The sequence below is a fragment of the Piscinibacter gummiphilus genome (genome assembly GCF_032681285.1).
GTDB classification, from domain to species: domain Bacteria; phylum Pseudomonadota; class Gammaproteobacteria; order Burkholderiales; family Burkholderiaceae_C; genus Rhizobacter; species Rhizobacter gummiphilus_A.
In genome coordinates, this window is the sequence record NZ_CP136336.1 from 3,575,388 (window position 1) to 3,601,144 (window position 25,757).

General features: G+C 66.6%; 30 protein-coding genes and 1 tRNA gene. 17 read left to right on the plus strand and 14 right to left on the minus strand.

Going from position 1 to position 25,757, the window contains the following annotated elements; genetic code table 11:
* Positions 1-7: 7 nt before the first annotated feature.
* The 13 genes from RXV79_RS16670 (at position 8) to RXV79_RS16730 (ending at position 7,565) form a co-directional block, all read left to right on the plus strand.
* Positions 8-373, plus strand: a complete 366-nt coding sequence (locus RXV79_RS16670) for a hypothetical protein (protein WP_316699052.1) — start codon at positions 8-10, stop codon at positions 371-373.
* A gap of 2 nt (positions 374-375) precedes the next feature.
* Entirely contained in the window at positions 376-579 is a 204-nt protein-coding gene (locus RXV79_RS16675; RefSeq protein ID WP_316699053.1) for a hypothetical protein, read from the plus strand.
* 8 nt (positions 580-587) lie between these two features.
* Positions 588-1,091, plus strand: a complete 504-nt coding sequence (locus RXV79_RS16680) for a hypothetical protein (protein WP_316699054.1) — start codon at positions 588-590, stop codon at positions 1,089-1,091.
* A 298-nt stretch (positions 1,092-1,389) separates the two neighbouring features.
* Positions 1,390-1,740: a hypothetical protein gene (locus RXV79_RS16685; protein WP_316699056.1), complete on the plus strand. Its 351-nt coding sequence runs from the start codon at positions 1,390-1,392 to the stop codon at positions 1,738-1,740.
* On the plus strand, positions 1,741-1,944 hold the full coding sequence (locus RXV79_RS16690; RefSeq protein WP_316699057.1) for a hypothetical protein: 204 nt from the start codon (positions 1,741-1,743) through the stop codon (positions 1,942-1,944).
* Entirely contained in the window at positions 1,937-3,169 is a 1,233-nt protein-coding gene (locus tag RXV79_RS16695; RefSeq protein WP_316699060.1) for an RtcB family protein, read from the plus strand. The genes RXV79_RS16690 and RXV79_RS16695 overlap by 8 nt, the downstream gene beginning before the upstream one ends.
* A gap of 2 nt (positions 3,170-3,171) precedes the next feature.
* Positions 3,172-3,582 (plus strand): hypothetical protein, encoded by a 411-nt coding sequence (locus tag RXV79_RS16700; protein ID WP_316699062.1) that lies wholly within the window; start codon positions 3,172-3,174, stop codon positions 3,580-3,582.
* Positions 3,582-3,782: a hypothetical protein gene (locus RXV79_RS16705; RefSeq protein WP_316699063.1), complete on the plus strand. Its 201-nt coding sequence runs from the start codon at positions 3,582-3,584 to the stop codon at positions 3,780-3,782. Before RXV79_RS16700 ends, RXV79_RS16705 begins: the two co-directional genes overlap by 1 nt.
* Positions 3,779-3,967, plus strand: a complete 189-nt coding sequence (locus RXV79_RS16710) for a hypothetical protein (protein WP_316699065.1) — start codon at positions 3,779-3,781, stop codon at positions 3,965-3,967. Before RXV79_RS16705 ends, RXV79_RS16710 begins: the two co-directional genes overlap by 4 nt.
* Positions 3,964-4,221, plus strand: a complete 258-nt coding sequence (locus RXV79_RS16715) for a hypothetical protein (protein WP_316699066.1) — start codon at positions 3,964-3,966, stop codon at positions 4,219-4,221. Before RXV79_RS16710 ends, RXV79_RS16715 begins: the two co-directional genes overlap by 4 nt.
* 246 nt (positions 4,222-4,467) lie before the next feature.
* On the plus strand, positions 4,468-6,588 hold the full coding sequence (locus RXV79_RS16720; RefSeq protein ID WP_316699068.1) for a TonB-dependent siderophore receptor: 2,121 nt from the start codon (positions 4,468-4,470) through the stop codon (positions 6,586-6,588).
* A gap of 37 nt (positions 6,589-6,625) precedes the next feature.
* Positions 6,626-6,701, plus strand: a tRNA-Asn gene (locus RXV79_RS16725).
* Positions 6,702-7,049: 348 nt separating this feature from the next.
* The gene (locus RXV79_RS16730) at positions 7,050-7,565 is read left to right on the plus strand and encodes a response regulator (RefSeq protein WP_316699069.1); all 516 of its coding nucleotides are present in this window, start codon (positions 7,050-7,052) and stop codon (positions 7,563-7,565) included.
* Between the two features lie 26 nt (positions 7,566-7,591).
* On the opposite strand, the gene RXV79_RS16735 is transcribed toward RXV79_RS16730, so the two are convergent.
* A complete protein-coding gene (locus RXV79_RS16735; RefSeq protein WP_316699070.1) occupies positions 7,592-8,773 on the minus strand; it encodes an acetyl-CoA C-acetyltransferase in 1,182 nt (393 codons plus the stop codon).
* 232 nt (positions 8,774-9,005) lie between these two features.
* Between RXV79_RS16735 and RXV79_RS16740 the strand changes: the two genes are divergently transcribed.
* From RXV79_RS16740 to RXV79_RS16750, 3 genes are read left to right on the plus strand one after another with little or no spacing between them, the layout of a single operon-like run.
* Positions 9,006-9,392: a hypothetical protein gene (locus RXV79_RS16740; RefSeq protein WP_316699071.1), complete on the plus strand. Its 387-nt coding sequence runs from the start codon at positions 9,006-9,008 to the stop codon at positions 9,390-9,392.
* Complete coding sequence (locus tag RXV79_RS16745) at positions 9,389-10,285, plus strand: hypothetical protein (RefSeq protein WP_316699073.1); 897 nt, start codon at positions 9,389-9,391, stop codon at positions 10,283-10,285. Before RXV79_RS16740 ends, RXV79_RS16745 begins: the two co-directional genes overlap by 4 nt.
* 43 nt (positions 10,286-10,328) lie before the next feature.
* Entirely contained in the window at positions 10,329-11,378 is a 1,050-nt protein-coding gene (locus RXV79_RS16750) for a lipid A deacylase LpxR family protein (RefSeq protein ID WP_316699074.1), read from the plus strand.
* Positions 11,379-11,482: 104 nt separating this feature from the next.
* On the opposite strand, the gene RXV79_RS16755 is transcribed toward RXV79_RS16750, so the two are convergent.
* Positions 11,483-12,799, minus strand: a complete 1,317-nt coding sequence (locus RXV79_RS16755) for an esterase-like activity of phytase family protein (protein WP_316699076.1) — start codon at positions 12,797-12,799, stop codon at positions 11,483-11,485.
* A 103-nt stretch (positions 12,800-12,902) separates the two neighbouring features.
* Between RXV79_RS16755 and RXV79_RS16760 the strand changes: the two genes are divergently transcribed.
* The gene (locus RXV79_RS16760; protein ID WP_316699077.1) at positions 12,903-14,579 is read left to right on the plus strand and encodes an isovaleryl-CoA dehydrogenase; all 1,677 of its coding nucleotides are present in this window, start codon (positions 12,903-12,905) and stop codon (positions 14,577-14,579) included.
* An 18-nt stretch (positions 14,580-14,597) separates the two neighbouring features.
* Here RXV79_RS16760 and RXV79_RS16765 read toward each other — a convergent pair whose 3' ends face one another.
* Genes RXV79_RS16765 through RXV79_RS16820 form a run of 12 tightly spaced genes read right to left on the minus strand, consistent with a single transcriptional unit; the run spans position 14,598 to position 25,747 of the window.
* Positions 14,598-15,674 (minus strand): AgmX/PglI C-terminal domain-containing protein, encoded by a 1,077-nt coding sequence (locus RXV79_RS16765; protein WP_316699078.1) that lies wholly within the window; start codon positions 15,672-15,674, stop codon positions 14,598-14,600.
* A 2-nt stretch (positions 15,675-15,676) separates the two neighbouring features.
* On the minus strand, positions 15,677-16,162 hold the full coding sequence (locus tag RXV79_RS16770) for an ExbD/TolR family protein (RefSeq protein ID WP_316699079.1): 486 nt from the start codon (positions 16,160-16,162) through the stop codon (positions 15,677-15,679).
* A gap of 12 nt (positions 16,163-16,174) precedes the next feature.
* Positions 16,175-16,675 carry an ExbD/TolR family protein gene (locus RXV79_RS16775; protein ID WP_296717273.1) on the minus strand — a complete coding sequence of 167 codons (501 nt, stop codon included), beginning with the start codon at positions 16,673-16,675 and terminating at the stop codon, positions 16,175-16,177.
* 39 nt (positions 16,676-16,714) lie between these two features.
* Positions 16,715-17,371 carry a MotA/TolQ/ExbB proton channel family protein gene (locus RXV79_RS16780; RefSeq protein ID WP_316699083.1) on the minus strand — a complete coding sequence of 219 codons (657 nt, stop codon included), beginning with the start codon at positions 17,369-17,371 and terminating at the stop codon, positions 16,715-16,717.
* Positions 17,372-17,410: 39 nt separating this feature from the next.
* Positions 17,411-17,728 (minus strand): hypothetical protein, encoded by a 318-nt coding sequence (locus tag RXV79_RS16785; protein ID WP_316699084.1) that lies wholly within the window; start codon positions 17,726-17,728, stop codon positions 17,411-17,413.
* Positions 17,725-18,462, minus strand: coding sequence for a tetratricopeptide repeat protein (locus RXV79_RS16790; protein WP_316699086.1), 738 nt, complete (start codon positions 18,460-18,462; stop codon positions 17,725-17,727). Before RXV79_RS16790 ends, RXV79_RS16785 begins: the two co-directional genes overlap by 4 nt.
* Positions 18,449-21,247, minus strand: a complete 2,799-nt coding sequence (locus tag RXV79_RS16795) for a tetratricopeptide repeat protein (RefSeq protein WP_316699088.1) — start codon at positions 21,245-21,247, stop codon at positions 18,449-18,451. The genes RXV79_RS16790 and RXV79_RS16795 overlap by 14 nt, the downstream gene beginning before the upstream one ends.
* A complete protein-coding gene (locus tag RXV79_RS16800) occupies positions 21,234-23,156 on the minus strand; it encodes a tetratricopeptide repeat protein (RefSeq protein ID WP_316699089.1) in 1,923 nt (640 codons plus the stop codon). The genes RXV79_RS16795 and RXV79_RS16800 overlap by 14 nt, the downstream gene beginning before the upstream one ends.
* Before the next feature lie 35 nt (positions 23,157-23,191).
* On the minus strand, positions 23,192-23,806 hold the full coding sequence (locus tag RXV79_RS16805; protein WP_316699090.1) for an AraC family transcriptional regulator: 615 nt from the start codon (positions 23,804-23,806) through the stop codon (positions 23,192-23,194).
* Between the two features lie 15 nt (positions 23,807-23,821).
* Positions 23,822-24,991, minus strand: a complete 1,170-nt coding sequence (locus tag RXV79_RS16810) for a DUF3570 domain-containing protein (RefSeq protein ID WP_316699092.1) — start codon at positions 24,989-24,991, stop codon at positions 23,822-23,824.
* Entirely contained in the window at positions 24,978-25,220 is a 243-nt protein-coding gene (locus RXV79_RS16815; protein WP_316699094.1) for a DUF4266 domain-containing protein, read from the minus strand. Before RXV79_RS16815 ends, RXV79_RS16810 begins: the two co-directional genes overlap by 14 nt.
* Positions 25,220-25,747 (minus strand): TlpA family protein disulfide reductase, encoded by a 528-nt coding sequence (locus RXV79_RS16820; protein ID WP_316699095.1) that lies wholly within the window; start codon positions 25,745-25,747, stop codon positions 25,220-25,222. The genes RXV79_RS16815 and RXV79_RS16820 overlap by 1 nt, the downstream gene beginning before the upstream one ends.
* Positions 25,748-25,757: the final 10 nt, after the last annotated feature.

Here is a 25,757-nt window from a genome sequence, read left to right on the forward strand (position 1 = left end):
GATCACCTTGTTCGCCCAACAGATCCACAGCATGCAATTCAAGAGCCTCGACGACATGCTGTCTGCCGTCTTCCCCGGCATCCAATTCCCGCCCAGGGAAGGCTCGGGTGACGAGCGCTTCATCCCCGCCATCGGCGAAGCGTTCTACATCACCTCGCTGGAAGTCGAGCACCCGTACGAGCACCTGCCTCACCGCTTGCACGCCCGCGACGACATGATGCTGGTGGCCTCGCCGATCCAGGGTGGCGCCGAGGTCGCGATCAACAACCTGCTCCGCATCGACTCCTTCCGCTTCACCCCCATGGGCGCCGAAGTCGCAGCCCGCCTGGGCATCGAGCGCCAGGTCGCCGTCGCCCAGCAGCCCAAGGCCTGATCTTGGAACTCGTCTGGCCCCTGCTGTTCGTGCTGGCCCTGGTTGTGTCCATCTGCAGGTGGTTCACCTGGCAAGAGTGGTGCACGGCGGGCCGGCTCGTGCGCAGGGGCCTTCCGACAGCCATCGTGCTGCTGACCACCCTCCTCGCAATGCTCGCCTTCGCGAGCAGCACGGGCGCCCTCGAGGTGCTCGCCCAAACCCTATAGGGACCGCCATGACCACAAACTTCGAACGCACCGCCAACTGGCTCAAGGCCTGCGGCAAGTTCCCCCGCATCGTCCCGCCGGCTGACATGCCCAGCGCCGAGGACGGGACCGCCCCGAACGAGGCAGGCCTCAGCGTGCAGATCGGCTGCCAGCTCGAGGAGTTCGCCGAGTACCTCAAGACGCTGAACGTCATGAGCCCGACCGGCGCGACCAGCAACGCGACCCAGGAGGTCGCCGCGATCCTCGACGCCATCGGCTACAACCTGAAGAAGGGGCACGCCACCGCGGTGATCTACGACCGCGAGCAGGCGCTCGACGCCCTGTGCGACATCGAGGTCACCGGCAACGGCGTGGCCTACATGGCCGCCATGAACAAGCCCGCGGCCGACCTGGTGGTTCTCCAGTCGAACGACGACAAGCTCAACGAGGACGGCACGCCCGTGATCCTCGAGGGCGGCAAGATCGGCAAGCGCCCCGGCTGGACCCCGCCGGATCTTTCGCCCTTCGTCTGACCGCCATGACCGCCACAGCAGTACTGGCGAACGAGTCCCCGCCCCCGAACGGGGGCGCGCCAACAACCCCCGGCTGCGATCGATGCAAGAAGCCGGTCGACCCGTTCAAGGCGATCGAGGTGGTGCCTGGGCGCTGGCGCTGCTCGAAGTGCTGGCGCCTGCCGGTGATCGCGAGGGCGTCGCGCGCAAGGCATCGGTAGTTTTTTCACGCTCAGGCGCAAACTTTCTGTTGATATTGCAACCAGAAAGTTTGACAATCCAGTTACCGCAACGACGCGGTCGCCAGAAAAGGTAGCAGATGAGCGTTCAGGTATCGGAGGAGCTGGTGTCGGCAGGAATCGATGCCATCTTCGATGAGGCGAAGAAGAAGTTTGGAGAGGTCTTCGTGCACGCCGTTTCGGCAATCTTCGACGTGCTGCAGCTGAATGAGACGGTGGCCCTGCTGGCCGCGCGCACCGAGGGCGCCGGGATCGGTGCTCACGAGATCTCGATGGCTGCGGCCACAACGATGGGCGCGGTGGTGGCCCATGTGCTCGAGATGCTGCCGGCGGACCAGCGGAAGGCCGCCCACGACGCCGCCAAGAGCCTCATGCATGTGCGCAGCCAAGTCTTCATAGCTGCGTCGATGAAAGCGACACAGGAGCATTGAATGGACATCATCACCAAGGACGCCTGGAAGCGGCGCTACGCCGCACACATGGCGAAGGTGGCCGACGTCTCCGAGGAGATCGGCCTGCAAGCCGCTGACGCCTCGCTCGAGGCCGGCTCGGCCGAAGAGTTTGCAACGCCCGAGGAGGCCGCCGACGCGGAGATCTCGTGCTGGGCTGACAGCGAAGGAGCGACCTGTGACTGATGCAGCCTACGAGTACTTCGAAGGCGCAAAGGTGCCTATCAAGGCATGGACGCGCGGCGTTCAGATCGAGGACGCGGCCATGGCCCAGCTGCAGAACCTGGCCACCCTGCCATTCATCCACAAGCACATCGCCGCGATGCCTGACGTGCACTGGGGCATGGGCGCAACGGTCGGCAGCGTGATTGCCACCAAGGGCGCGGTGATCCCCGCGGCCGTCGGCGTCGACATCGGCTGCGGCATGATGGCCAAGCGCACGACGCTGACCGCCAGCGACCTGCCGGACAACCTGTTCGGCCTGCGCTCGGCGATCGAGGCGCGCATCCCTCACGGCCGCACGGCCAACGGCGACCCTCGCTCCGACCGCGGCGCCTTCGGCCAGGTGAGCGACGAGACGTACAAGCGCCTGCAGCCCCACGTCGACCGCTTCCCCGTCTCGCTCGACAAGTACAAGCGCCTGCAGCGGCCGCTGGCCAACTGCGCGCACCACCTGGGCACGCTCGGCACCGGCAACCACTTCGTCGAGGTGTGCCTCGACGAAGAGCAGCGCGTGTGGGTCATGCTGCACAGCGGCTCTCGCGGCGTGGGCAATGCCATCGGGTCGGTCTTCATCGAGGCCGCGAAGGAGGACATGCGCCGCTGGTTCATCAACCTGCCTGACGCCGACCTGGCCTACATCCCCGATGGCTCCGAGCTCTTCAAGGACTACGTCGCGGCGGTCGAGTGGGCGCAGCAGTTCGCCATGATGAACCGCGAGGCCATGATGGAAGAGTCGATGGCCGCGCTCTATGCCGCTGTCGGCCGCCCGTTCGGGTGCGATTGCATGGCGGTGAACTGCCACCACAACTACGTGAGCCGCGAGCGCCACTTCGGCGACGACGTGATCGTCACCCGCAAGGGCGCCGTCAGCGCGCAGCGCGACCAGCTCGGCATCATCCCCGGTTCGATGGGCGCCAAGTCGTTCATCGTGCGCGGCAAGGGCAACCGCGAGTCGTTCTGCTCGTGCTCGCACGGCGCCGGCCGGTCGATGAGCCGCACCGAGGCGAAGCGCCGGTTCACGCTGGCCGACCATGCTGCGGCCACGGCCGGCGTCGAGTGCCGCAAGGATGAGGACGTCATCGACGAGACGCCGGGCGCCTACAAGGACATCGACGCGGTGATGGCCGCTCAGGCTGACCTGGTCGACGTGGTGCACACACTGCGCCAGGTCGTTTGCGTGAAGGGCTGACCATGGATCACTTCGGCATTGGTGCCGCAATGAAAGGCATGGCGCTCGCTTACTTCCAGGCCGCCAGGCAGTCGGGCCGCACGACGTCCATGATCGAGAGCATGAGGGACGGGGACCGCGCGGTCTTCGTCGACTCGCGCCAGGCGGACATTGTGCGCAGGCGGGCCAAGGAGATGGGGCGCAACATCGAGTGCATCGTGGTCGAACCCAAGCAGCCGCGGGAGCAGCTTGAGCGCCTCAAGCCAGCACCGGGCAGAACCATCTTCGACCACGTCTGGGTGGAGGCCTTCTATCTCGGCGAGCTGCAGCGCTCGACCCACTTCATCGACGAGGCGCAGCGCATGCTGTCAACCGAGCCAGACCGGCCGAATTCCCGCCACCTCGAACTCCAGCTGGTGAAGTGGAGGATCTGATGGTTCTCTATCACTACTGCTGCATGCACCTCGTCGATGGCATCCGGGTGATCAATGGCGGCTCCATGACCCTCGACAAGGCCATCGAAACGCCCGAGGAATACGAGCGCGCAAGACAGTGCATCTCCGCTCACGTAGCGCCAACCCACCCGGGCGGCGTTGTCCTCTTGACGTTGAACAAACTGGGTGGCGCCGAATGACGCCACTCAAAACACGCGGCCCCTACCAGCGCGCCATCTTTCTCGGCAGACAGCTGATCGCCACGCCGATCGACATGCGCGACGCCTTGCCGGAATACTCATTCCGCCGATATGGCCGCACCATTCGGATCAAGGCCGGCGCCAGCCGCCAGACCCTCAAGATCAAGTTCGGGAGGACGCCATGATCGGCGACCAGATCATCGGCCGCGTGGCGGGCGTCGTCGTCAGCTCAGTGGCTCACGTCGGGCTCACCGTCACCGTCAACGGGCGGCCGGCCAGGCTGGCCATCGTGGCGGAGGATGGGCGCGTCGTGGCCTCTGGCGACGACGTGGCCAAGGAGGTCGAGGCGGTGGCTGTCAACTCCTACCGCAACCTCATCAAGGGCCAGGGGCACCTGCGCGTCTTCAGCAACGAGATCGCGCAGGACGCCGCAGCCTGACCTGCCACACCCCTCTTCCTGGGCCCGCCTCGTGCGGGCCTTTTCATTGGCACAATGGGCTTTCGCTAGGGGTGCTGGCTTCGGCCGGCTGAGACAGTCCCTTTGAACCTGATGGCTGAGGCGGCTCGCCGCCACACGCCGGGTCGCGCATGTTTATGTGCGCGATTCGAGGCAATCCTCGCGCAGGGAAGCAAGCACCCGACCAGACGGTGCCCGCCGACCTGCCATCGCTTACGGACACACACGATGGCCTCCCTTCGACCTCTTCGCACACCCGCCGCAGCTGCCGCCTCGCTGCTGTGCAGCTGGGCCTTCGGACAGACACAAGCCTCCGCCACGCTGCCGGCCGTCACGGTGACCGGCCGCAGCGACCCGGTGGTGTCAGTCTCCGGCTGGGGCACCACGCTCTTGTCAGAGACACCGCTGCAGGCGAGCGTCTTCACGACTGCGCAGATGAAAGACCGCGGCATGCAACGCCTCGCCGACGTGGTGAAGGCAGACGCCAGCGTCAGCGACGCCTACAACTCCGAGGGCTACTGGGACTCGCTCACCGTGCGCGGCTTTGCGCTCGACAACCGCTTCAACTACCGCCGAGACGGCCTGCCGATCAACGCCGAGACGTCGATCCCACTCGACAACAAGGAGCGCGTCGAGATCCTCAAGGGCACCAGCGGGATGCAGAGCGGCACCAGTGCTCCCGGCGGGCTCGCCAACATCGTGGTCAAGCGGCCTCTGGCACAAGCCTCGTACAACGCCACGCTCGGCTGGCGTGAACGCAACTCGACCCTGGCGGCCGCGGACCTGAGCCAGCGTTTCGGCGGCGATGCGTTCGGTGCTCGCCTCAACCTCGCCTATGAGGATCTCGACCCTCAACTGCGCCGTGCTCAAGGCAAACGCCACCTGGCCGCACTGGCGGCCGACTGGCGCCTCACGCCTGCCACCCTCCTTGAAGTGGAAGGCGAGACGAGCCGCCGGTCACAGCCGAGCCAACCCGGATTCAGTCTGCTTGGCGACCGTCTGCCCCCGCCGAGCGACCCACGCATCAACCTGAACAACCAATCGTGGTCGCAACCCGTCGTGATGGATGCCAACACGGCATCGCTGCGCGTGACCCACAAGTTCGACAGCTGGCGTCTGAGCCTGCACGGCGTCACGCAACGCCTGCGCACCGATGACCGGCTCGCCTTCCCTTACGGCTGCTATCCGGTCGGTGATCGCTACTGCAACAACGGGACCTACGATCTCTACGACTACCGCAGTGAGAACGAACGCCGCCGCAGCGATTCGCTGGAAGCGGCAGCGCATGGTGAGTTGAAGATCGCTGACATGCAGCACCACTGGTCGGCGGGCCTGCTGCAAACGCGGGTGAAGAACCGCTTCGGCGCACAGAGTTTCGACCTCGCCGGCACCGGCAATGTCGAGGGCACCCTCGGCACGCCTCCGAACGATCCGCGCACCAGCCCAAACACCGACCGCGACGAGCGCAGCAGCGAACTCTTCGTGCGGGACATGGTCAAGCTCAACGAGCACCTCGGTCTGTGGCTTGGGTTGCGCCACACGAGGCTGAAGCGTTCGTCGATCACGACCGACGGCAACGACCCCACGAGCTTCGAGCAAGCGTTCAACTCACCCTTCGTGGCCACGAGCTACACCTTCGCCCCCAACCAGATGGTCTACGCCAGCTGGGGGCGTGGCACCGAGAGCGACGCCGCGCCGGGCCGGCTCGAATACACCAACCACGGCCAAGCCCTGCCCGCCGCGCGCAGCCGTCAGCTCGAAGCCGGGCTGAAGGTCGGCACGGCGAATGCGGCTTGGGGCTTCGCCCTGTTCGACATCAAGCGACCCGTGTGGGCCGACACCGGCGCTTGCGATGGCACCGATGACAGCTGCACCACGGTGCTCGATGGCTTCGCTCATCACGAGGGGCTGGAAGGCAACGCTGCGTGGCGCACTGGTGCCTGGAATTTCCTAGGCAGCCTCCAAGCTCTGCGCGCACACCGTCATGACAGCACTACCGACCCCGCCGTGAACGGCAAGCGGCCGACCAACGTGCCCCTGCGCACCGCCAAGTTCCAGGTGCGCTATGACGTGCCGCAAATCGCAGGTTTCAGCACCCAGGTCGACGTGCTGGCCGTCGGCGACCGCGCGGTGCTCCCCGACAACAGCGTGAAGATTCCAGGCTACGCCGTGACCGATCTCTCGCTCAGGTACGCACAGCGAGGCGCAACAGCCCTCACTTGGCGCCTCGGTGTCGACAACGTGTTCGACCGCCGCGTGTGGCGCGAGTCGCCCTACCAGTACGGCCATGTCTACCTGTACCCGCAGGCGGCACGCACCTTCCGCGCATCGGTTGAGGTGAGCCTTTAAGCGAGCCAAAAACTATGGCTATAATGCGCGGCTCTGTTCCTCGATAGCTCAGTCGGTAGAGCGCCGGACTGTTAATCCGTAGGTCCCTGGTTCGAGCCCAGGTCGAGGAGCCAACAATTGAAGAGCCGCCCCATCTCCGGATGAGGCGGCTCTTTTCATTTGCCGAGCCCCCTCGGAAGACAGCGTAGGAGCTGTCCGACACCAGCTGGGGGCTTGTTGCCATTCCAGCAAAGCGCGACTCCCCAGCATCATGCCGGCCATGATCAAACGCGGACGTGTTGCCAGTCCTCTCAAGTGGCCAGCTGCGCCGGGAGATGTTCCACAAGTCGTACCGCCCGGTGAATATTGGGTGCTGGAGCGTCTCTCATGGGTGCTGTCGACGCGGCGTGCGGCCACCGCGCCCACACAGCTCAAGTTGCCGCTGCGCGACTACCACCATCACGTGGGTCGGGGAGGCATCCATGTCGTCGCAACCCGGTGAAGTTGTGCTCTCGCCGGCGCCGCTCAACGAGATGGCACCGACGAGAAGGCGAGACCTGAGCCGCATGCCGATTCGGGCGCTGGTGGTCGACGACCATGTCGACGTGGCCAGCACCACGTGCGAGCTGCTTCAGATGCTCGGCTGCAAGACCGCGGCGGCGTTCGGCGGCATCACCGGGGCCCGCCTGGCGGAGCTCTTCCGGCCGGACATCGTGTTCCTCGACCTTGGCATGCCCGACCTGGACGGGGAAGCCGCCCTCACCCGCATCCGCGAGGCGGGCCGTGTCGACGCCCTGTTCGTCTGCATGACCGGACGGGACGACCCCGCGCTTCGGGAGCGAAGCATCCAGGCGGGCTTCGATCACTTCCTGACCAAACCCGTCGAACCGGAAGTCTTCGAAAGGCTGGTCAACCAGGTGCGTGACTCGCGGCGCGCGACCCACGCGCCGGCTCACTTCATCAACAACTCTCGGCCCGCGCGACAAGAGAGTCGCTGAGGCGCAGGGCATCGTCGCGTGCCTCTCTAGAGGCGCTCGACGATGGTGACGTTGGCCAGCCCTCCGCCTTCGCACATGGTCTGCAGCCCGTAGCGACCGCCACGCTGGTGCAGCGCGTGCACGAGTGTCGTCATCAGCTTGGTGCCCGACGCACCCAGCGGGTGGCCGAGCGCGATGGCGCCGCCGTTGACGTTCAAGCGAGAGGCCTGCCCGCCCGTTACCTGCAGCCACGCGAGCGGCACAGGAGCGAAGGCCTCGTTCACCTCATAAAGATCGATTTCGTCGATCGAGAGTCCGGCCTTCTTCAAGGCGCGCTGCGTGGCGGGGATGGGCGCCTCCAGCATGATCACCGGGTCGTGTCCCATCACGCTCATGTGGTGGATGCGCGCGAGCGGCTTCACGCCCAGAGCCTTGAGGCCGCGCTCGTTGACCACCATCACGCCGCTCGCGCCGTCGCAGATCTGCGAGGCGCTGGCCGCCGTCACCACGCCGCCTTGCTGCACCAGCTTCACACCCGCGATGCCCTGCAGCGAGACGTCGAAGCGAATGCCTTCGTCCACCGTGTGCTGCTCGCCCAGGTCACCCGCCTCGGCGTTGCGCGCGGCCACCGGCGTGATCTCTGCCTCGAAGCGGCCGGCACGCACCGCCTCGATGGCTCGCTGGTGGCTCTGGAAGGCGTACTCGTCGAGCTGCGCTTTCGAGAGGCCGTATTTCCTGGCGATCATCTCGGCGCCGGTGAACTGGCTGAACTCCACGCCGGGGTATCGCTTCTGCATCGCAGGGCTCACGTAGAAGCCGAGGCCATTCTTCGCGGGCAGTGTCATCGGCATGCCCATCGGCACGCGGGTCATGCTCTCCACGCCCGCCGCGATGACGACGTCCATGCTGCCCGACATGACCGCCTGCGCGGCGAAGTGAAGCGCCTGCTGCGACGAGCCGCACTGCCGGTCGACCGTGGTGCCGGGCACCGACTCGGGCAGCGTTGACGCGAGGACGGCGTTGCGCCCCACGTTGGCCGCCTGTTCGCCGGCCTGGCCGACGCAGCCCATGATGACGTCGTCGATGAGCGCGGGGTCGGCTTTCGTGCGGGCGACTAGCGCGTCCAGCACCTGCGCGGCCAGGTCGGCCGGGTGCCAGCCCGAGAGCCGGCCGCCGCGGCGACCGCCGGCCGTGCGGGTGGCGGCAACGATGAAGGCTTCTTGTGTCATGAGGAGTCCTCGTGAAGTTCAATTCGACCAGCGCAGCGTACTCCGACGGGTTACACGTTCGCTTGGGGAAAGCCACAGATGCGGCCAGTGCCCATCACGTTTTCGGACGCACGCGCAGCAGCGTGTTGACACGGTGGGCCTGGGCCTCGTCATCAATCAAGGTGATTCGCGCCCGCGACCGCGGGACGATCGTTGAGGCTCCCGTGCAACTGCACATGCGAAGGAGACTCCGATGAGTGCCACATGGTCGGACAAGCAGGTTTCCTGTATCGCCACCTACAACGTCCTGGAAGGCGACGAACTCCTCAATCAGTTCGACAGGGCATTTCTACCCTTCGACAAGGCGGGCAGCGTGCCCCTGCAGCGCCTACCGTGGTTTCCTGACTTCGCTGCAAGCAAGGGGGACATCCACGGACGCGCCGCGCAGACCGCCCGCGCGTTCTTCAAGTTCATCCTCAAGCTGTACACCAACCGCAAGGAGCGACCGCAGGACGCGGTGGAAAAGATGCTCCGGGCGTTGGGCGACTGCTTCGAATCCAAGGACGCCACCATTGCAGACCTGGCGCAGACGATCGATTCGTTCTTGAAGTTCAAGGGAGAGCCCGGAGGCCCCCAGTGAACGCCCTGCACTTCGCGAGGCGCCTCACTGCGTACGCTCTCACCTCCGCATGGCTGGGAGCGCACGCACAGGCAGGGTCTGCTGCTGCCAGCGCGCCCGCAGCCGACAAGAAGCCGTTCAGCCTTTCAATCAGGCCGGTGGTGCTCGATTCAGCCGACGCGGCAGGAACCGCACTGGGCGTCGACTACGACCTGCAGTACAGCCGCGCCATCTTCGGCCGAGGGGGCAAGGAGTCCACGGGGGTAGGCGAAGACACGGTCGATCCTGACAAGTTGCCGGTCTTGTCATCGACGTTCGTCAACGCGCGCCTTCGCGGCACGCTCGCCAGCTCGAAAGAGAAGAACCCGAACAAGCTGGTCGACCTGTCGACGGATGCACTAAGGGAATGGGACACCAACGCAGGGTTCTTCTCACTGGGGGGTGTCTTCAAGTTCGAGACCGATCAAGGGCTCGACAACAAGCAGCATATGTTTGGCATCTCCGGCCAGTATTCGATTCCCATGGGCACCCTCTGGCCGGGCGACGTCGGCAGCCTGATGTTGAACTATGGATCGGTGAAGCCGACGTCCAACGACGCGCGGAAGGCGCAGGTCGGAAACCTGGACTCGTTCAGGCGCATCGAAATGGAGCTGACCTACACCTTGCCGGTGAACAGGGGAAAACTCTGGAAGCTCGATTTCGGCTACCGGCACTTTCAAGAACTCAACCCGCCCGAAGCCATCAAGGCCTCCGGCATGGATCGCAATCGTCTTGGCATCGTGCGTGCACGACTGACACCAAGTGATCCGAGTCAGAAGGACTGGTACTTCATTCAATATTCGCGCGGCTCGCTTCCCTTCGACAAGGCAACGGAGCGAGCGGTGAAGATCGGATGGAACCTGCAGCTCGAGTGACCCTTCCCGAGCGAGGACAACCGCATGCCACCAACATCAGCGCATGCAGTTCGCCTTCGGAGCCCTCACCCTCGTCATCGTCCTCGCAGCACTCTCCTTCTCCGCACAGGCATGCCACTTGCCGAACGGCGAGCGCACCCCTCCAGTCCTCAACATCCGACTCGACAACGACGCTCTCGGCTTCGACGGGCAGGACCGCGGCTACACGAGCGGCTTCGAGTTCGGCTGGATGTCGGCCAATCTCGAGCGGGTGCACGACGCCGACTGCGTGCCGCGGGGCCTGCAGAGCGTGCACGATTTCCTGGAAGCGCTGCACCCGCAGGACTACGACCAGCGCAATTTCCTCTTCACGCTCACGCAGGCGATCTACACGCCGTCGGACGGCGAGACCCCTGCGCTGATGCCGCGCGACCGGCCGTATGCCGCGGTGCTGCTGCTGGGCGCCGGCTACAACGCTCGCAAGGGCGAGCGCCTGCGCACGACGCAGTTGCGCATCGGCATGGTGGGCCCGTCTGCACGCGGGCAAGAGGTGCAAGACGGCATCCACCGCCTCATCGGCGTGAAGCAGTGGCAAGGCTGGCGCCACCAGCTGCACGACGAGCCGGTGCTCCAGGTGGTGCACGAGCGGCTGCAACGCTACGGCCAGCGGCCGTTCTGGGGCAGCCGCTTCTGGTCGTGGGACCTCGTCTCCCACTACGGCGGCAGCGTGGGCAACTACCTCACGCACGCGAACCTGGGCGCCGAGTGGCGACTCGGCCGTGGTCTGCCCGACGACTTCGGCAGCGACCCGTTGCGCCCGTCAGGTGAGAACACCGCGCCGGTGCTGCGCCCGCCCTCGGGCGGGTGGGAGGGGCACTTCTTCACCAGCGTCGACGTGCGCGCCGTCGCCTGGAACATCTCGCTCGACGGCAACACCTGGAAAGACAGCCACAGCGTCGATAAGCGGCCGCTGGTCGCTGACCTTGGCGTCGGCGCGAGCCTCAGCGTACGTGGATGGAAGGTCGCGGTCGCGCACTACTGGCGTACGCGCGAGTTCCGCGGACAGGAGGCACACCCGATGTTCGGCAGCATCACGGCGAGCCGGCGCTTCTGAGACACGAGGCGCCGGCCCTCGACTCCATCACGGCCTGGAAGGACCCGCATGAGCAGCAAACAACCTGCGCGCTGCTGCTGCGGGCAAGGAATGGCCGGCGTCGCTCAGTCGTCGTCGCGGCCCTGCCCGCGGTGGCGGTGCTCGTCGTCCTCGTCGGCGAGCAACGAGACCGGCAGGCGAATGCGCAGGAACTCCGTGTGGTCGGAGGCCAGCTCGCGGCCACCCCCATAAGGGAAGTTGTTGTCGTTGACGACCAGCAGCGTGCGCGCATCCAGGATCAGCACGTTCTCGATCGTGGTGTAGGGGAAGGTGAAGACGGTGCTGCCGTCGCCATTGAGGTCGTGTGGGTCGGCAAGCTTCATCAGGTCGACGAGCTCGAGCTTGCGCGCCACGCCGCCATCGGCCACGTCTTCGAGGTCGACCAGGTAGACCTTCTTGAAGGGCGCGGGGTTGGGCGAGGTCGCGGTGTTGCCGTTGCGCTCGAGCACGACGAAGCGGCGGTCGTCCACCGCCACCATGTCGCCGATGTTGGTGCCGGCGGCGTCGAGCGGGTAGTAGAAGCGCCGGCCGGTGTAGACCTCGCGGTCGACGTCGAACTCATCGATGCGCAACGTGCCGGCCGGGTCGCCGGTGACGGTGCGCTCGAGCAGCGTGTAGAGCCTGGTGCCGCTCTTGTTGATGGCCATGCCTTCGAAGCCGCCCGAGGCGGGCAGGTTGGCAGTGGCGCGGCCAGCGATCACGTCCTTGTGGGCCGGTGCGTAGACGCCGGGCAGCGAAATCTCGGCACGTTGCACGGTGCCGCGCGAATCGGTCTTCACGAGGTAGGGGCCGAACTCGTCGCCGAACCAGTAGTTGCCGCGGTGGTCGCGGCGGATCGATTCGATGTCGAAATCGGCGCCGGTGAGGAGGCGCCTGGCGCGGATCACCGGCGCCACGGTCGGGTACGACGCGTTGTTGTAGTGGTTCAGGTAGTCGGCCTGGATGGGAATCGTGAGGCGGCGGTTCGCGTCGTTGAGTTCGAGGCGCGTCGACGCGTCGAAGCTGCTGCGTGCGTGGCCGCTTTGCCAGTCGGCCGCGTGCACCTGCCCCGCCCCACCCTTCTTCGTGCGCCATTCGATGCCGAGCGTGTACGAGCGCAGCAGCGCGTCGGCCGAGTTGTTCTGTGCGCCGAAGCCGTTGTCGACGAGGAAGTGGAAGACGTTCTTCTTCGGCCCCTGCAGCACGCCCGAGAAACCCTGCACTGGCTGGCGGTGGATGAAGGGCGGAGGGTTTGTGCCATAGGGGTTGGCGGCGGCGAACTGGCCGGAGGTCGGACCGTCGGCAAAGGTCGCGGCCGGCATGCGGGCGAAGCCGGTCAGCACCTGGGCGTGGGCAGCGCCGGCGGCGAGTAGCACGGCCAGCAGAGCAAGAGAGTGGCGCATGGGAGAAGGAGTGGAGTGAAAACCGCGCGATCGTCGCGAGCACCCGTGTCAGGCGGATGACGGAGCGTGCTAAAACACCCAGGGCTCGACGAGGAGACACGCGATGAACGCAGCGCACCCCACCCCCACCGACCTGCACCCGGCTGAGACGCACGAGGTCTTCAACGTCTCGCGCGAACTCGCCAACTACAACCTCTATCTGCAGGACCAGGCGCTCACCGAAGCCGTGGCCCGCGAAGGTGCGGCCTGGGCCCACGCGGACCTGGCCGTCTTCGGCGATTTGATCGGCACCGCCGAGCACCTCGAGCTGGGTGCGCTGGCCAACAAGAATCCGCCCGAACTCGACACACACGACCGCTTCGGCCACCGCATCGACCAGGTGAAGTTCCACCCGGCCTACCACGCGCTCATGAAGACCTCGATCGAGCACGGCCTGCACGCCTCGCCCTGGGCCGACCCGCGCGAAGGCGCCCACGTGGCCCGTGCCGCACGCTTCTATCTGCACTCGCAGGTGGAGGCGGGCCACGGCTGCCCGATCACGATGACCTTCGCCTCCATCCCCTCCTTGCGCACCACGCCGGCCCTCGCGCAATGGTGGGAGCCGCGCATCACCTCGCGCAGCTACGACCCGCGCAACGTGGTGCACACGCACAAGGCCGGGCTGACCATCGGCATGGCGATGACCGAAAAGCAAGGCGGCTCCGACGTGCGTGCCAACACGACGCAGGCGCACCCCATCGGCGTCGAAGGGCCGGGCGAGGCATATGAACTCGTCGGCCACAAGTACTTCGTCTCGGCTCCGATGTGCGATGCGTTCCTCGTGCTCGCGCAGACACCGGCGGGTCTGTCCTGCTTCCTCATGCCGCGCTGGCGGCCCGACGGCACGAAGAACGCGCTGCAGGTGTTGCGCCTGAAGCGCAAGATGGGCAACGTCTCGAACGCATCGAGCGAGACCGAGCTGCGCGGAGCGCTCGCGTGGATGGTGGGCGAGCCCGGGCGCGGCGTGCGCACCATCATCGAGATGGTGTCGATGACACGCTTCGACTGCATGATCGGCTCGTCGGCCGGCCAGCGTGCGGCGGTGGCGCAGGCGCTGCACCATTGTTCGATTCGCTCCGCCTTCGGCACCGTGCTCGCCCAGCAGCCGTTGATGCGAAACGTGCTGGCCGACCTGGCGCTTGAATCGGAAGGTTCGCTCGCGCTCACGATGCGCCTGGCCCGCGCAATGGACCACCGGGACGACACGCACGAAGACTTGCTCGTGCGCCTGTGCACCGCGGTCGGCAAGTACTGGATCTGCAAGCGCACACCCCAGCACGCCTACGAGGCGATGGAATGCATCGGCGGCAGCGGCGTAATGGAAGACAGCCCCTTCCCGCGCCTCTTCCGCGAGTCGCCCGTCAACGCGATCTGGGAAGGCAGCGGCAACGTGCAGTGCCTCGACGTGCTGCGCGCCATGCAGAAGACACCGGCGGTCGTGCAGGCCTTCTTCGCCGAGGTGGGGCGCGCCAAGGGTGGCAACGCGCTGCTCGATCAGTGGGTAGGTGCCTTGAAGGGTGAGATCGGCAAGCTCGATGAGCTGGAGTACCGCGCGCGTGGGCTGGTCGACCGCATGGCGCTCGCGCTGCAGGCGGCGCTGCTCGTGCAGCACGCGCCAGGCTTCGTGGCCGACGCGTTCTGCGCCGCTCGCCTTGGCCAGCAAGGGGCGGCGCAGTACGGCACGCTACCGCGTGGCGTGGATTGCGCCGCGATCATCTCCCGCGCGACGGCGAAGGTCTGAGCAGCGTCCGGGCCTTCGTCAGGAGGGCACGAAGTCCAGCGGGTAGGTCGTGATCAGCGTCTCGACCTGCTTGGCGCCGAAGTCGAGCTGCTTCAGCCGCACGAGCAGCTTGCGCTCGAGATCGGGGTTCTTGAGTTCGCTGGCTTCGATCTTCAGATCGACCACCTCGCCGGTCGGCGCGATGGTGAACTTGAAGACCACCTTGCCATGCAGCGTGGGGTCGTCACGAAGCGCGCGGTTGTAGATCGCGTAGATCGAACCCTTGTTGCGCTCGAGCACGAGGCGCACGTCTTCGATGGAGCGCGAGGCCTTGCCACTGCCGCCCTTCTGCAGCGTGCCGCCGCCACCACCCTGGCCCGAGCCGGCGCCCGTGCCACCACGGCCACCACCGCCGAAGCCGCCCCCGCCGCCGCCGCCTGCCACGCCTTCCACCAGCGTGGTGCCGCGGCCGGCGAGGCCACCGCCGCCGGTGTTGCGGCTGTAGGCGGCGGTGTTGATGCCACCGCTGCCGCCGGTCGCGTTCGAGGTGATCATGTTGCGGTCGGGTGTGCCCTGGTCGGTGCCGGCACCGACCCCCACCCCCACACCGGCGCCAACGCCGGGGCCTTGCTTGATGTTCGGGTTGAGTTGCACGGCGGTCGGCGCGCTGTGCATCTGGTTGAGCGTGTCCTTCATCGCGAGCAGACCTACGCCCGCGGCCTTGCGGCGTGCGCCTTCGACTTCACCCGGCGGCCGGTTCGGCTGCGGGTTGCGCGCTTCGGGCACGGGAGCCGCCTTCTTCTGCGGCTCGGGGCGCACGGGCTCGGGCGTGCCGGGCTTGAGTTCGGGCTGCTCCTTGTTCGCGATGTCGGGCGCCTTCGGCTTCGGAGGCGGCGGCGTCTCGCGCTGCTCGATCATGAGCTTGGCCAACCGGGGCGGCAACTCCGCGGGCTTGGCGCGGTCTTCCTTCGGCCGGGGCATGAGCAGCAGGAAGAGGCAGATCAGCACCGCAACGGCCAGCACCACGTTCAGGATGCGGCGGAAGCGCTGGTCGTCTTCGGGCACACCGGCCCAGGCCAGAACGTGCGGGCGGAAGGTGATTGCGAGCGCGGCCATGGTCAAGTCTTCCTGTTCACCGCAAACGCGATCTCGGTGAAGTTCGCGCGGGCGCTGGTGTACATCACCTTGCGCAAGAGGCTGTAGGGGATGCTCTTGTCGCCCATGATGGTCACGGCCGTGGTGTTGGCGTCCTTGTCGGCACCCACCACCTGGCGGCTGGCGAGCAGGTCGAGTTCGGCTTTGAGACCGGGGATCAGATCGTCCTTCGCCGCATTGGCCTCGGCCACGCTTGCGACCCTGCGGCCGTCGACCACGATGTCGGTCTCGCTCACCGCCACAACTATCGTCTGGCGCGGCGTCTTCTCGGCGATGGAACTCGGCAGCTTCACCGCCTTCGAGTTGGTCAGCACCTCGATGCCGGTGCTCGACATCAGGAAGAAGATCAAGATGGTGAAGATGTCGATCAGGGCCACGAGGTTCATGTCGAGGCCCGACTGGTTGCGCGCCATGCGGGCGGCGCGCTTTTCGATCCCGGTCATTTTCATGGGCGGCCCTTCCTACTTCTTAGGTGCGCTGATGGGCGCGTCGCCGATGGAGATGTCGGGGAACAACTCGATGTTCGGCGTCTTCGGGCCAGCATTGGCGGGCTTGGCTTCGCGCACGGCGTCCATCACCTGCACGAGCACGTCGTAGGCGGTGTTGGGCTGGGCCAGCACGCTGGCGGCCTTGGTGTCGGGGAACTGAGCCTTGAGTTCCTGCATGACCTTGGATAGCTCAGCCAAGTCGTAGCCAGCTGGAGTGTTAGGTATGCGCTGCTTGAGACCGCCGATGCGGTCGCCGATCTCCAAGGCATCGGGGCGGATGACGATCTCAAGCTTGAGAGTCTTCTCCACTTGCTCAGGACCACCGGAATTCTTCGCCGGCAGCGACAGTTCGAGCACCGCCAGGCGCGAGAACACGGCCGTGGACAGCAGGAAGGGCACGAGCACCACGATCACGTTGATGAACGCGGTGACCTCCAGGTGCGCCACTGGCTTGCGCGGGCGTCGGATGGGCATGTCAGGGCCTCTTGGGTAGAGACGGGAACGAAGGGTCGATCAACGCGCGCTGGCCTGCTGCTCGGCCTTGATGCGCCCGGTCACGTTGAGGAAGCTGATCTTGGCGGCTTCCAGGCCGTCGACGATCTCCGTCGTGCGGGCCTGCAGGAAGGCATGCACCAGCAGGAACGGGATGGCGACCGACAGCGCGAAGGCGGTGTTGTTCATCGCGATCGAGATCGAGGCCGAGAGCAGCTCGGCCTTCTCGGCCGGGTTCACGGCGGCCACCGCGGTGAAGCCCTTGATCAGGCCGATGATGGTGCCGAGCAGGCCGACGAGGGTGATCACATTGGCAAGCGTCGCGATGTAGTGGGTGCGCTTTTCCAGGCGCGGCACGATTTCCATCATGCCCTCCTCCATCGCGGCGTCGATGTCTTCGCGGCGGGCCGGGCTCTGCATGCGCTCCAGGCCGTTGGCAACGATCTTGCCAATGGCGGCATCGGAGCCCGAAGCGGCGCTGTGCACCTCCTTGAAGCGGCCGCTCTGCAGCATCGGCAGCACCTTCGCCCAGAGCTTGCGGTTCTCGCTGCGCGCGCGCTGCAGGAACACGTAGCGCTCGATCGAGATCGCTAGGCCGACCGCCATGATGGCGATGCTGAAGTAGATGGCGACACCGCTGTCCTGAAAGAACTTGACAGCAAAATCGACGACGCTCATGGAAGTCTCCTGTGGGAACGGATCAAGAAAGTGAAAGGGTCAGGGCTTCGCGGCAGGCGCAGCCCCGTTGGAAGTAGCAGCGGCTGATTTCGCAGCCTGGACCTGGTTGTCGTACTGGACTTGTCGGCGGAACACATCGCGGTCGACCGGCGCGAGCGCCTCGTCGAGCACGCTGGCCGGGGGCTTGCCCGAGAGCTCGCTCTGCACCGGCTTCTTCCACGGCACGATGTACAGCACCTTGGGCAGCTCGCGGTTGCCGATGATCTTGGTGCCTTCGATGTCGGCCCGGTCTTGCGCGTGCGCGGCCGGCAGCGCCAGCAGGGCGATCGAGGCGAGCAGGATGCGAATGGTCGTCATTCCTTCTCCTTGCGCGGCGCGGCAGGCGCCGCCGCGGCGGCCGTGGCGGGCTTGCGGTTCTTGAGATCGGCCACCCACTTGGTGACCGTGGCATCGCCGCCCGGCGTCAGCGCGAGGTAGCGATCGTAGTGCTCCGCGGCGCGTTTCGGGTCCCAGAGATAGAGGTCGTAGAGGATGCCGAGGTTGAGCACCGCCGCGGCGTAGTTGCCGTCGAGGTCGATGGCACGCTCGTAGGCTTCGCGCGCCTTGGCGAACTGGCCTTGGGCGCGGTAGGTGATGCCAAGCTGGTTGAAGTAGACCGGCTGGCGCGGGCTCGCCTTGGTGGCCTGCTCCAGTGCCGCGGCCGATTCGGCCAGCTTGTTGGCCTGGCGGTAGATCACGCCGAGATTGGCGTGCGGGCCGCCGAGTTCGGGGTGGAACTGGATCAGCGACTTGAAGCCCCGCTCGGCGTCGTCCATACGGCCCGCGCGCATGGCACGGCGGGCGTCGTCGAAGGCGCGCTGGGCAGCCGGCGTGATGGCGACTTCAGGTTCGGCGGGCTTCGGGGCCGCAGGGGTTGGTGCCGATGCAGCCGCTGCCGCCGAGAGCCTGGCCTGGGTGGCAGGGGCCGGCGCAGGCGTGGGTGGTGCGGGGGGTGCCTCTTCGGCGCGCGAGTCGAACAGCGACGCACAGCCCGCCAGGCACAGCGCCGCCAGCAACGCGCTGAAAGTGTGGAAGCGGTCAGCGGATGGCATCGACGATCGCCTCGCTCTTTTCGGTCTTGCCATAACGCACCGGGCGCAGCGCTTTCAGCGCCACGAAGCTCTTCTTCACCCACTCGTCATAGATGCCGTCGGCGGTGCGCTTCGCGTTGATTTCATGGAGCTCGGTCGACTTCTCGTTGAACGGGTCGGCCTGCTCTTCGAGCATGAGGTTGTACTGCTCCAGCTCCAGCTTCGACAGCTTCTTGGGCCGCTGCGAGCTCAGCAGCGCCTTGCCGAAGTCCTCGTAGATCGCGGCGATGTGATACGTGGCGGCGGTCGCGGCATCGGCCACGCCGGAATTGGCGGCAGCGCTGTAGGCCTTGAGCACCTCGTCCATCTTTGCTTTCTTGAGCTTGAGCGACTTGGCCAGCGGCTCCACCAGCTGGATCTTCTTGTACGCCTCGTAGGTGGGCTCCACCAGCGCCAACGACGCCATCGCCCCCAGGTAGCGGGTGCGGTTGGTGCGCGCGTTGCCGCCGGCCGCATCGGCACGGTAGATGTCGTTCATCAATGCCATCTCGCGCTTGGCATCGCCGTCTTTCTTGGCCATCTGCGCGAGGCGCCAGCGGGCTTCGAGGTTGGTTTCCAGCGGGTCGGGGTACTGCTTCAGGTAGCGCTCGTAGGTCTTCGCGGCCAACGAGCGGGCACCGCCCTTCTCGTGCAGCTCGGCGGCCTGCCACAGGGCGGCGCGCGCGACCTTCACATCGGCGCTGCTGGCGGCCAGTCGCTCGAACTCGCCCGCGGCACGGCTCCACTGGCCCTTCTCCATGTAGGCCACGGCGAGCTTGCCGCCCACCTCGGCCTGCAAGGGGTGCTTGGGGAAGCGCGTGCGGAAATCTTCGAGCGTGCTGGCGGCGAGGTCCCAGTCCTTGAGCGCGATCAGCGCAGCGGCCGCGTCGTACTGCGCGTTGGCGCGTACCGCCGACTGCGGCGCGACCACGGCCACCCGGTTGAAGTGGCCCACCGCGTCGCGCAGCTTGCCGGCTGCCCTCGCCTGCTCGCCCTGCTTGTAGACGGACGCGGCCACACGCTCGACGAGTTCGTTGCGGCCGGCTTCCTTCTCAGGCGTCAGCGCCAGCACTTCGAGGTAAGCCTTTTCAGCGCGATCGAAGCGGCTCGACTCGAAGGCCGAATGCGCGACGACCGTCCACGCCACGCGGCGCTGTGTGGCCGGCGCCACCGGCTGCAGCGCCAGCACCTGCTCGGCCACCAGCTCGGCCCGCTCGTCGCGCAGGGCGAAGAGCTTCTCGGCGGTGTTGGTGAGCACGGTGGGGGTGCGCGTGTCGGCGGGGAAGGACTTGGCGAACCGCAGTGCGCTGTCGACCGCGGTACGCTGCAGCGCCTGCGCTTCTGCACCCTGCAATCGCTTCTCTTGCGCGGCGTAGCTCAGCAGCGCGGAGTAGCCGGCATCGGCGCTGCGCGCATGAGTCGGGTATTGGTAGGCCGTCTTCTCGTACTCGACCGCCGCCTCGGGGAAGCGGTTGTCTTCGCGCAGCAGCTCGGCCAGCAGGAAGTTGTTCTGCGCCGCATCGGGGTCGTTGGGGAAGGCACCGAGATAGGCGCGGTACCAGCGCACCGCCTCTTGATAGTCGGCCGAAGCCTTGCTCTTCTGCGCCAGCGCGTGGTGGTGGCGCGCCAGCTCGGCCATGTGCGTCTTGACGAGCGGCTGCGCCGCTTCCCAGCCCTCGGGGTTGGCCTTGCGGAACTCGCCTTCGCCGCCGTAGCGCGAGACATAGTCTTTCTTCGCGTCGATCGCGAGCGTGGCAAAGCCGGCGTTCTGGTAGATGTCGATCACACGCGCCTGCAGCTGCGGCGCCTGTGCATGCAGCGGCTGGCGCTTCGCAAACGCGCCGAAGGCATCGGCAGCGTCTTTCGTGCGCTCCTGCTTGATGTAGAGCTCACCCAGCTGCTGGTAGACGCGGAACTCGTAGGACTTGCGTTCGTCGCTCGTCACGTAGCTCGGGATCGACTCGGCGCCGTTCAGGCTGGCGAGCGACAGGCTCGTCACGCGGAAGGTGTCTTCCACCAGTTCGCGGTCGGCGCGGGTCAGGCCTTCGAGGCTGTCGATCTCGGCGCCGCCCGCGCGGTTGGCCACCTTGAGGTCGAGCACGCCGAAGAAGGACTTGAGCGCCTCTTCCACCTGGCTCTGCTTGAAGAGCGACCAGCCCTGCATGTACAGCGCGCGCTCGTGGAAGTTGCCTTGCGGGTTGCCGGCCAGCACGGTGGCGTAGGCCTTCTCGGCCTTGTTGTACTCGCGCAGGCTGAACAGCATTTCGCCGCGGCGGAACTGCGCTTCTTCGAGGAACGGCGTCTTGGGGTACTGCCCGACCAGCGTGTCGAGCGTCTTGAGCGCGTTTTCCAGTTCGCCGCTCTGCTCCTGGGCACGGGCGATCTGGTAGTAGACACGGTCGTTGCCTGGGTCGTTCGGGAAGGCCTTCAGGTAGTCCTGGTAGCGCGAGATCGCGGCCTTGTAGTCGGGGTTGCTGGTGCCGTCGCCGCTCGCGAGCTTGTTGTCGGCGGTGTCCATCTCCAGGTCACCGAGGCGGCGCATCGCTTCGTTGCGCTGCGGTGCATTGGGGGCAACTTCGAGGAACTTGCGGTAGGCCGCGATCGCCTTCTCTTCGGGCACCGCGGCCACGGGGTCGGCTTGCACGTCGATCTGCCGGCCAGCCAGGCTCTTGAGCGTGGGCGGCTCGGGCTCGCGGCTGCTGCGCTTGCCGGCGCAACCGGCGAGCAAACACGCCAGGGTGATGGCGGCGAGCTTATTTGGCTGCATCGCTGCCTTCCTTGGCCTTGCTGGCCCGGTCGTACAACTGCGCCACCGCAAAGCGTGCCTGCACGCTGTAGGCCGCCAAGCGCTCCTTCTGGCGCACGAGTTCGGCCACGGCCAGCTCCTGCAGCGCAGCCTGTTGCTCCTGGGTCAGCGCGGTGATCTGCGGCATCAACACATCGACCCGCTTGCCCAGCTCGGCGATGCGCTCGGCGAAGCGGTCGAACTTGGCCGGCTCGTCGCGCTGCGCCTGGGCGAGCGCGGCTTCCCGTGCCTTCGCTTCGCTAAGACCGGCGTCGAGCGTTTCGAGCGCACGCTTGGCCTCGTACACCCGCACCGGGTAGGCCTGCGCCAGCCGCCACGTCAGCGCGCCCGCCGCGAGCCGGTAGCGCTCGCAGGCCGCGGCGGCCTCGGGGTCGTTGCCGAGCAGCTTGAGTTCGTCTTGCACGCGATGAAGAATCTCGCGCAGCTCGCGCTCCTTCTCGTCGGCGAAGGCTTCACCATCGGCCTGAAGCTCGGCGTTGGCGAGCTCGGTGGCCAGGACGGCGCCGCGCAGCGACAGTTCCTTCAGGCCACTGTCGCGCGCCTTCTCCAGGATGCCCGGCAGGCGGTCAGCATAGGCCTTGCGGCGGTTGTCGAGCATGTCGTTGAACACGCCGAGGTTGTCTTTCCAGCGCTGCAGGTTGCGCGTGAGGAACAGCAGGTCGCGGTAGTTCTTGAACGCTTCCTGGAAGTCGTGCTGCGACAGCACCTGCGTCAGGTGACCGGCGTGCGGCATCTGGGGCAGCGACCGGATGGTCCAGAACCAGCCCATCTCGTCGCCCGGGTTCTGGTCGATCAGGCCTTCGACCAGCTTGCCGGACCGGATGGCGGCGATGGATTCGTCGAGGCCCTTGTTCTCGCGTTCGAAGAGGTCAATGGCGGCGTTGTAGCGGTCGAGCGCCTGGCCGAAGGCGCCGAGCTGGCCGTAGGCATAGGGCAGCGCGATGCTCGCTTCGAGCACGGCGGAGTCGCTGGCGTCGCGGTCGGCGAGTTCCGTCCAGGGCACGAGCGCCTGCTTGTGATTCTTGACCGACGCATAGGCCCAGCCGAAGCCGAGCAGCGCCTTGTTCGACTGCGGGCCGTTCAGGCGCACGCGCTCCAGGAAGGGGCCGGCCGCTTCGGGCTTGTCGGCCTGCAGCGAGGCGAGGCCGAGCGCCACGTTGGCCTTGTCGCGCAGGCTGCGGAATTCTTCAGTGGCCTGCGGCGGGGTCGGTGCCTTGCCGATCTGGTCGAGCAAGGCGGCACCTTTGGCGTTATCGCCGTTGCGCACGAGGGCCACGCCGAGGTTGTAGCGGGCGTAGAGGTGGGCGCTCGTCGTGCCTTCCGAGATTTCCTTCTCGATGCCGGGCACCGCGTTGAGCGCCGCCGAGGCACCGGCGTAGTCGCCGAGCGCCATCAGCACGTTGGCTTTCACCAGCACACGGTCTTCTTCCAGCTCGGGTGGCAGGTTCTTCTCGATGCGCGACAGCGCGTCGGCCGCCTCGGCATGGAAGCCGCGCTGGTAGCGGATCTTGGCGAGGAAGTACCAGGCGCGGTCGCGCACGGCCGGCTCGGCGCCCTTCTCGATCAGCTGGGTGAAGATCTCGCCGGCCTCGCGGTGCATGCCGTAGGAAAGCAGCATACCGCCGCGCAGCAGCTCGGCCTCGTCGGCGTGCTTTTGCACGCGTTGGAAGTGCTGCGACACCATCAGGCCGGTGATCGCGGTGAAGTAGTGCTCCTGGTAGAAGTGGAACAAGGTGTCGCCGTAGTGCGGGTCTTGCACCTTGTGCTCCACCTTCTTGCCCGCCGCGAGCGAGCCCGAAGCGGCCATGGCAATGGCGATCGCCATGCCGAGGTGCTTCAGCTTCACCGCCGATGTGAGTCGAGAGGCCATGGGGTCGGAGAGACGGATCAAGGAAGCAGCGCGCCTTATTGCCAGACCTTGACCTGGAACTCCGGCTGCAGCTTGCCCTGCGAGTCCTTGATCTGCAGCTCGATGTACTTGGGCTCGGTGCCCTTGTCGAACTTGACGGTGGCGCCGCGCTTGTAGTCGCGGAAGTGCGGGCCGCCGCCGGTGAAGAGCGCCACGATCTCGTGCGCGCCGGCCTTGAGGTTGCCGAGGTACAGGCGCTGCACGCCGCCGCGGTGAAGCGCCTTCACTTCCGCCGGGGTGTAGAGGTAGTTGGCGACGACCTTCTCGTCGAGCTTGATCTGCACCGACTCCAGCTCGAAGAGCTTGCCCACGTCCATCGACACGAACACCGCCACCTGTGTGTTGGCCGGAAAGAGCAGCTCCTCTTCGAGCACCAGCAGGTCACGGTTGAGCTTGATGACGTCGGCCTTGGCTTCCTGCACGCGGGTGTCGAGGCCCGCGGCCGATGCCGCCGATGCAGGGGCCGCGGCGGCCGACGCAGCAGCCGGTGCAGCGGTGGCCACGGCTGGCGCGCTGGCAGCGGCGGCCGGTGCGGGCGTCTGGGCCCACGAGGCCGAGCCGGCCAGCAGCAGCACCGCGGCCAGGCGTTTGCAGCAGGAGATGAGGTTCATAAGGCAGGCTCTCGATCAGAAATTGGCCGACAGGAACAGTTGCACCACGTTGGCATCGTGCTTGTAGGCCTGGCCAGTGCGGATGTCGGTGAAGTCGGAGAACTTGAAGCTCACACGCTCGACGGCGGCGTTGAGCTTGAGGTCGTAGCTGCCGGGCACGCGCTTCAAGGTGTAGGTCATCTTGGCGCCCAGGCTCGTACTCTTGAAGGTGGCCAGCTGACGGTTGCGCGACAGATAGGTCGTGGCGACGGTGGCGTTGTCGCTGTAGAAGAGCGCCTTGCCCTGCGTGTAATAGCGGCCGTACCAGTCGACGAGCCAGAGGTCACCGATCTGGCGGCTGTAGCCGAGCTCGAAGGTGTGGGCCTTGATCGCCCAGTTGTCCCAGAAGTAGCGGTACTCGGCGCGCGCGGCATGACCGGGGCTCACCTCGCCCAGCACGCGGAACTTGATGGCGCGGCTGGAACGCGTGCGCGGGTTGCGCTCGGGCACGGCCGCGCCGAAGGCACGCGCCACGCGGTAGGGGCTGCCGAGATACCCGTCGTCGGCCACGGCCTCCCAGTTGACGCTCGCCAGCCAGGTGGGGCTCAGGATCTGCGTGAGGCCCAGGCGGTAGCGCCAGTGCATGGCGTAGTCGATGGTGCCCTCGCCCTTGCGGCCGACCTTGTCTTCGGCACGCGTGAAGCCGAGCGAGAGCGTGGTCATGCCGCCGAAGACTTCCTGCGCCACGTCAACGCTCGTGGCATCGGCGATGTAGTCGGGCTCCTTCGAGTGCGAGGTGCTGAGCGAGATGGTCGCATCGCGCACCACATAGTCGGCACCGAAGATGTATTCGTTGCGCGTTTCCTTGTAGGGGCTGGCGGTCGTCACCACGTCGATGGAGGCGTTGCTCACGATGTCGACGTAGTAGTTGGCCGAAAGCGAGAGGTTCTCGCCCACCTTCTTGCGCACGAGGAAGGCCGGGCCGTAGGCCTTCAAGCCACCGCCTTCGTAGATGTGGAGCATCGCGTCGGCGCGGTCTTCGGGCAGGTTGGGCGCGGCACCGGCCACGCCGCTTGCGAGCGCGCCACCCAGCAGCCCGGCCGCCTGCACCGCCGAGCACGGCTGGCGCCGCAGCACGGCTACGGCACGGCGCAGGCTTGCGCCCAGGGCACGCGCCACGAGGCGCAGGCCGTCAGTTGCAGCCACAGCCGCCTCCTTGCACGCCGGTGGCGCCACGGCCACCCTCGCGCACTTCGCGCACATGCTCGAAATGCTTGGCCGACAGGCCATCGCGCGAGAACTGCATCAGCGGCGAGGCCAGGCGCTCGCGCTCGTAGGGCTTGACCCAGGGCTCGATGCTGCCGCACGCGCCCAGCAGGCCCGCGGCCAACGCCACCAGCCCACAACGCACCGCCACGGACGTGAGGCGTCTCATCATCTTTCCTTCAGCAGCTCGCGGATCTGCTGGTCGTAGGTGTCTTCGTAGCCGTCCTGGTAGCCGCGGTGCACGTAGCGGACCTTCCCGCTGCGGTCGATCACCATCGTCGACGGCATGCTGTTGAGGTCGTACATCTTGCTCACCGCCTTGTCCGTGTCGAGCAGGACCGGGAAGCTGACTTTCAGCTTGCCAGCCACCTCGGCGGCGTTGCGCACGTCTTCGTCGATGTTCACGCCCATGAGCACGAGGCCGGAAGACTTGTACTTGTCGGCGATGCGGTTGAGGTGCGGCATCTCCTTGCGGCACGGGCCGCACCAGGTGGCCCAGAAGTTCACCAGCACCACCTTGCCGCGCTGCTCCTGCAGGCGCATGTTGGGGCCGTTCAGGGTCTTGAGCGTGAAGTCGGGCGCGTTGGCGCCGACGGGGACCGCGGCACTCGACCAACTGGCGGCGGCGAGCAGGAGCGCGCCCAGCAGTGGCCGCAACAGGGCGGAAGGCGCGATGCGAAAGAAGGTCGAGGTCATGAAAAGCACC

Excerpts from the sequence above, each read along its gene's own strand:
- RXV79_RS16680 (WP_316699054.1), top strand. The coding sequence starts at position 588 with ATGACCACAAACTTCGAACGCACCGCCAACTGGCTCAAGGCCTGCGGC.
- RXV79_RS16685 (WP_316699056.1), top strand. The coding sequence starts at position 1,390 with ATGAGCGTTCAGGTATCGGAGGAGCTGGTGTCGGCAGGAATCGATGCC.
- RXV79_RS16690 (WP_316699057.1), top strand. The coding sequence starts at position 1,741 with ATGGACATCATCACCAAGGACGCCTGGAAGCGGCGCTACGCCGCACAC.
- RXV79_RS16700 (WP_316699062.1), top strand. The coding sequence starts at position 3,172 with ATGGATCACTTCGGCATTGGTGCCGCAATGAAAGGCATGGCGCTCGCT.
- RXV79_RS16705 (WP_316699063.1), top strand. The coding sequence starts at position 3,582 with ATGGTTCTCTATCACTACTGCTGCATGCACCTCGTCGATGGCATCCGG.
- RXV79_RS16710 (WP_316699065.1), top strand. The coding sequence starts at position 3,779 with ATGACGCCACTCAAAACACGCGGCCCCTACCAGCGCGCCATCTTTCTC.
- RXV79_RS16715 (WP_316699066.1), top strand. The coding sequence starts at position 3,964 with ATGATCGGCGACCAGATCATCGGCCGCGTGGCGGGCGTCGTCGTCAGC.
- RXV79_RS16720 (WP_316699068.1), top strand. The coding sequence starts at position 4,468 with ATGGCCTCCCTTCGACCTCTTCGCACACCCGCCGCAGCTGCCGCCTCG.
- RXV79_RS16730 (WP_316699069.1), top strand. The coding sequence starts at position 7,050 with ATGTCGTCGCAACCCGGTGAAGTTGTGCTCTCGCCGGCGCCGCTCAAC.
- RXV79_RS16735 (WP_316699070.1), bottom strand. The coding sequence starts at position 8,773 with ATGACACAAGAAGCCTTCATCGTTGCCGCCACCCGCACGGCCGGCGGT.
- RXV79_RS16740 (WP_316699071.1), top strand. The coding sequence starts at position 9,006 with ATGAGTGCCACATGGTCGGACAAGCAGGTTTCCTGTATCGCCACCTAC.
- RXV79_RS16750 (WP_316699074.1), top strand. The coding sequence starts at position 10,329 with ATGCAGTTCGCCTTCGGAGCCCTCACCCTCGTCATCGTCCTCGCAGCA.
- RXV79_RS16755 (WP_316699076.1), bottom strand. The coding sequence starts at position 12,799 with ATGCGCCACTCTCTTGCTCTGCTGGCCGTGCTACTCGCCGCCGGCGCT.
- RXV79_RS16760 (WP_316699077.1), top strand. The coding sequence starts at position 12,903 with ATGAACGCAGCGCACCCCACCCCCACCGACCTGCACCCGGCTGAGACG.
- RXV79_RS16765 (WP_316699078.1), bottom strand. The coding sequence starts at position 15,674 with ATGGCCGCGCTCGCAATCACCTTCCGCCCGCACGTTCTGGCCTGGGCC.
- RXV79_RS16770 (WP_316699079.1), bottom strand. The coding sequence starts at position 16,162 with ATGAAAATGACCGGGATCGAAAAGCGCGCCGCCCGCATGGCGCGCAAC.
- RXV79_RS16775 (WP_296717273.1), bottom strand. The coding sequence starts at position 16,675 with ATGCCCATCCGACGCCCGCGCAAGCCAGTGGCGCACCTGGAGGTCACC.
- RXV79_RS16780 (WP_316699083.1), bottom strand. The coding sequence starts at position 17,371 with ATGAGCGTCGTCGATTTTGCTGTCAAGTTCTTTCAGGACAGCGGTGTC.
- RXV79_RS16785 (WP_316699084.1), bottom strand. The coding sequence starts at position 17,728 with ATGACGACCATTCGCATCCTGCTCGCCTCGATCGCCCTGCTGGCGCTG.
- RXV79_RS16790 (WP_316699086.1), bottom strand. The coding sequence starts at position 18,462 with ATGCCATCCGCTGACCGCTTCCACACTTTCAGCGCGTTGCTGGCGGCG.
- RXV79_RS16795 (WP_316699088.1), bottom strand. The coding sequence starts at position 21,247 with ATGCAGCCAAATAAGCTCGCCGCCATCACCCTGGCGTGTTTGCTCGCC.
- RXV79_RS16800 (WP_316699089.1), bottom strand. The coding sequence starts at position 23,156 with ATGGCCTCTCGACTCACATCGGCGGTGAAGCTGAAGCACCTCGGCATG.
- RXV79_RS16805 (WP_316699090.1), bottom strand. The coding sequence starts at position 23,806 with ATGAACCTCATCTCCTGCTGCAAACGCCTGGCCGCGGTGCTGCTGCTG.
- RXV79_RS16815 (WP_316699094.1), bottom strand. The coding sequence starts at position 25,220 with ATGAGACGCCTCACGTCCGTGGCGGTGCGTTGTGGGCTGGTGGCGTTG.
- RXV79_RS16820 (WP_316699095.1), bottom strand. The coding sequence starts at position 25,747 with ATGACCTCGACCTTCTTTCGCATCGCGCCTTCCGCCCTGTTGCGGCCA.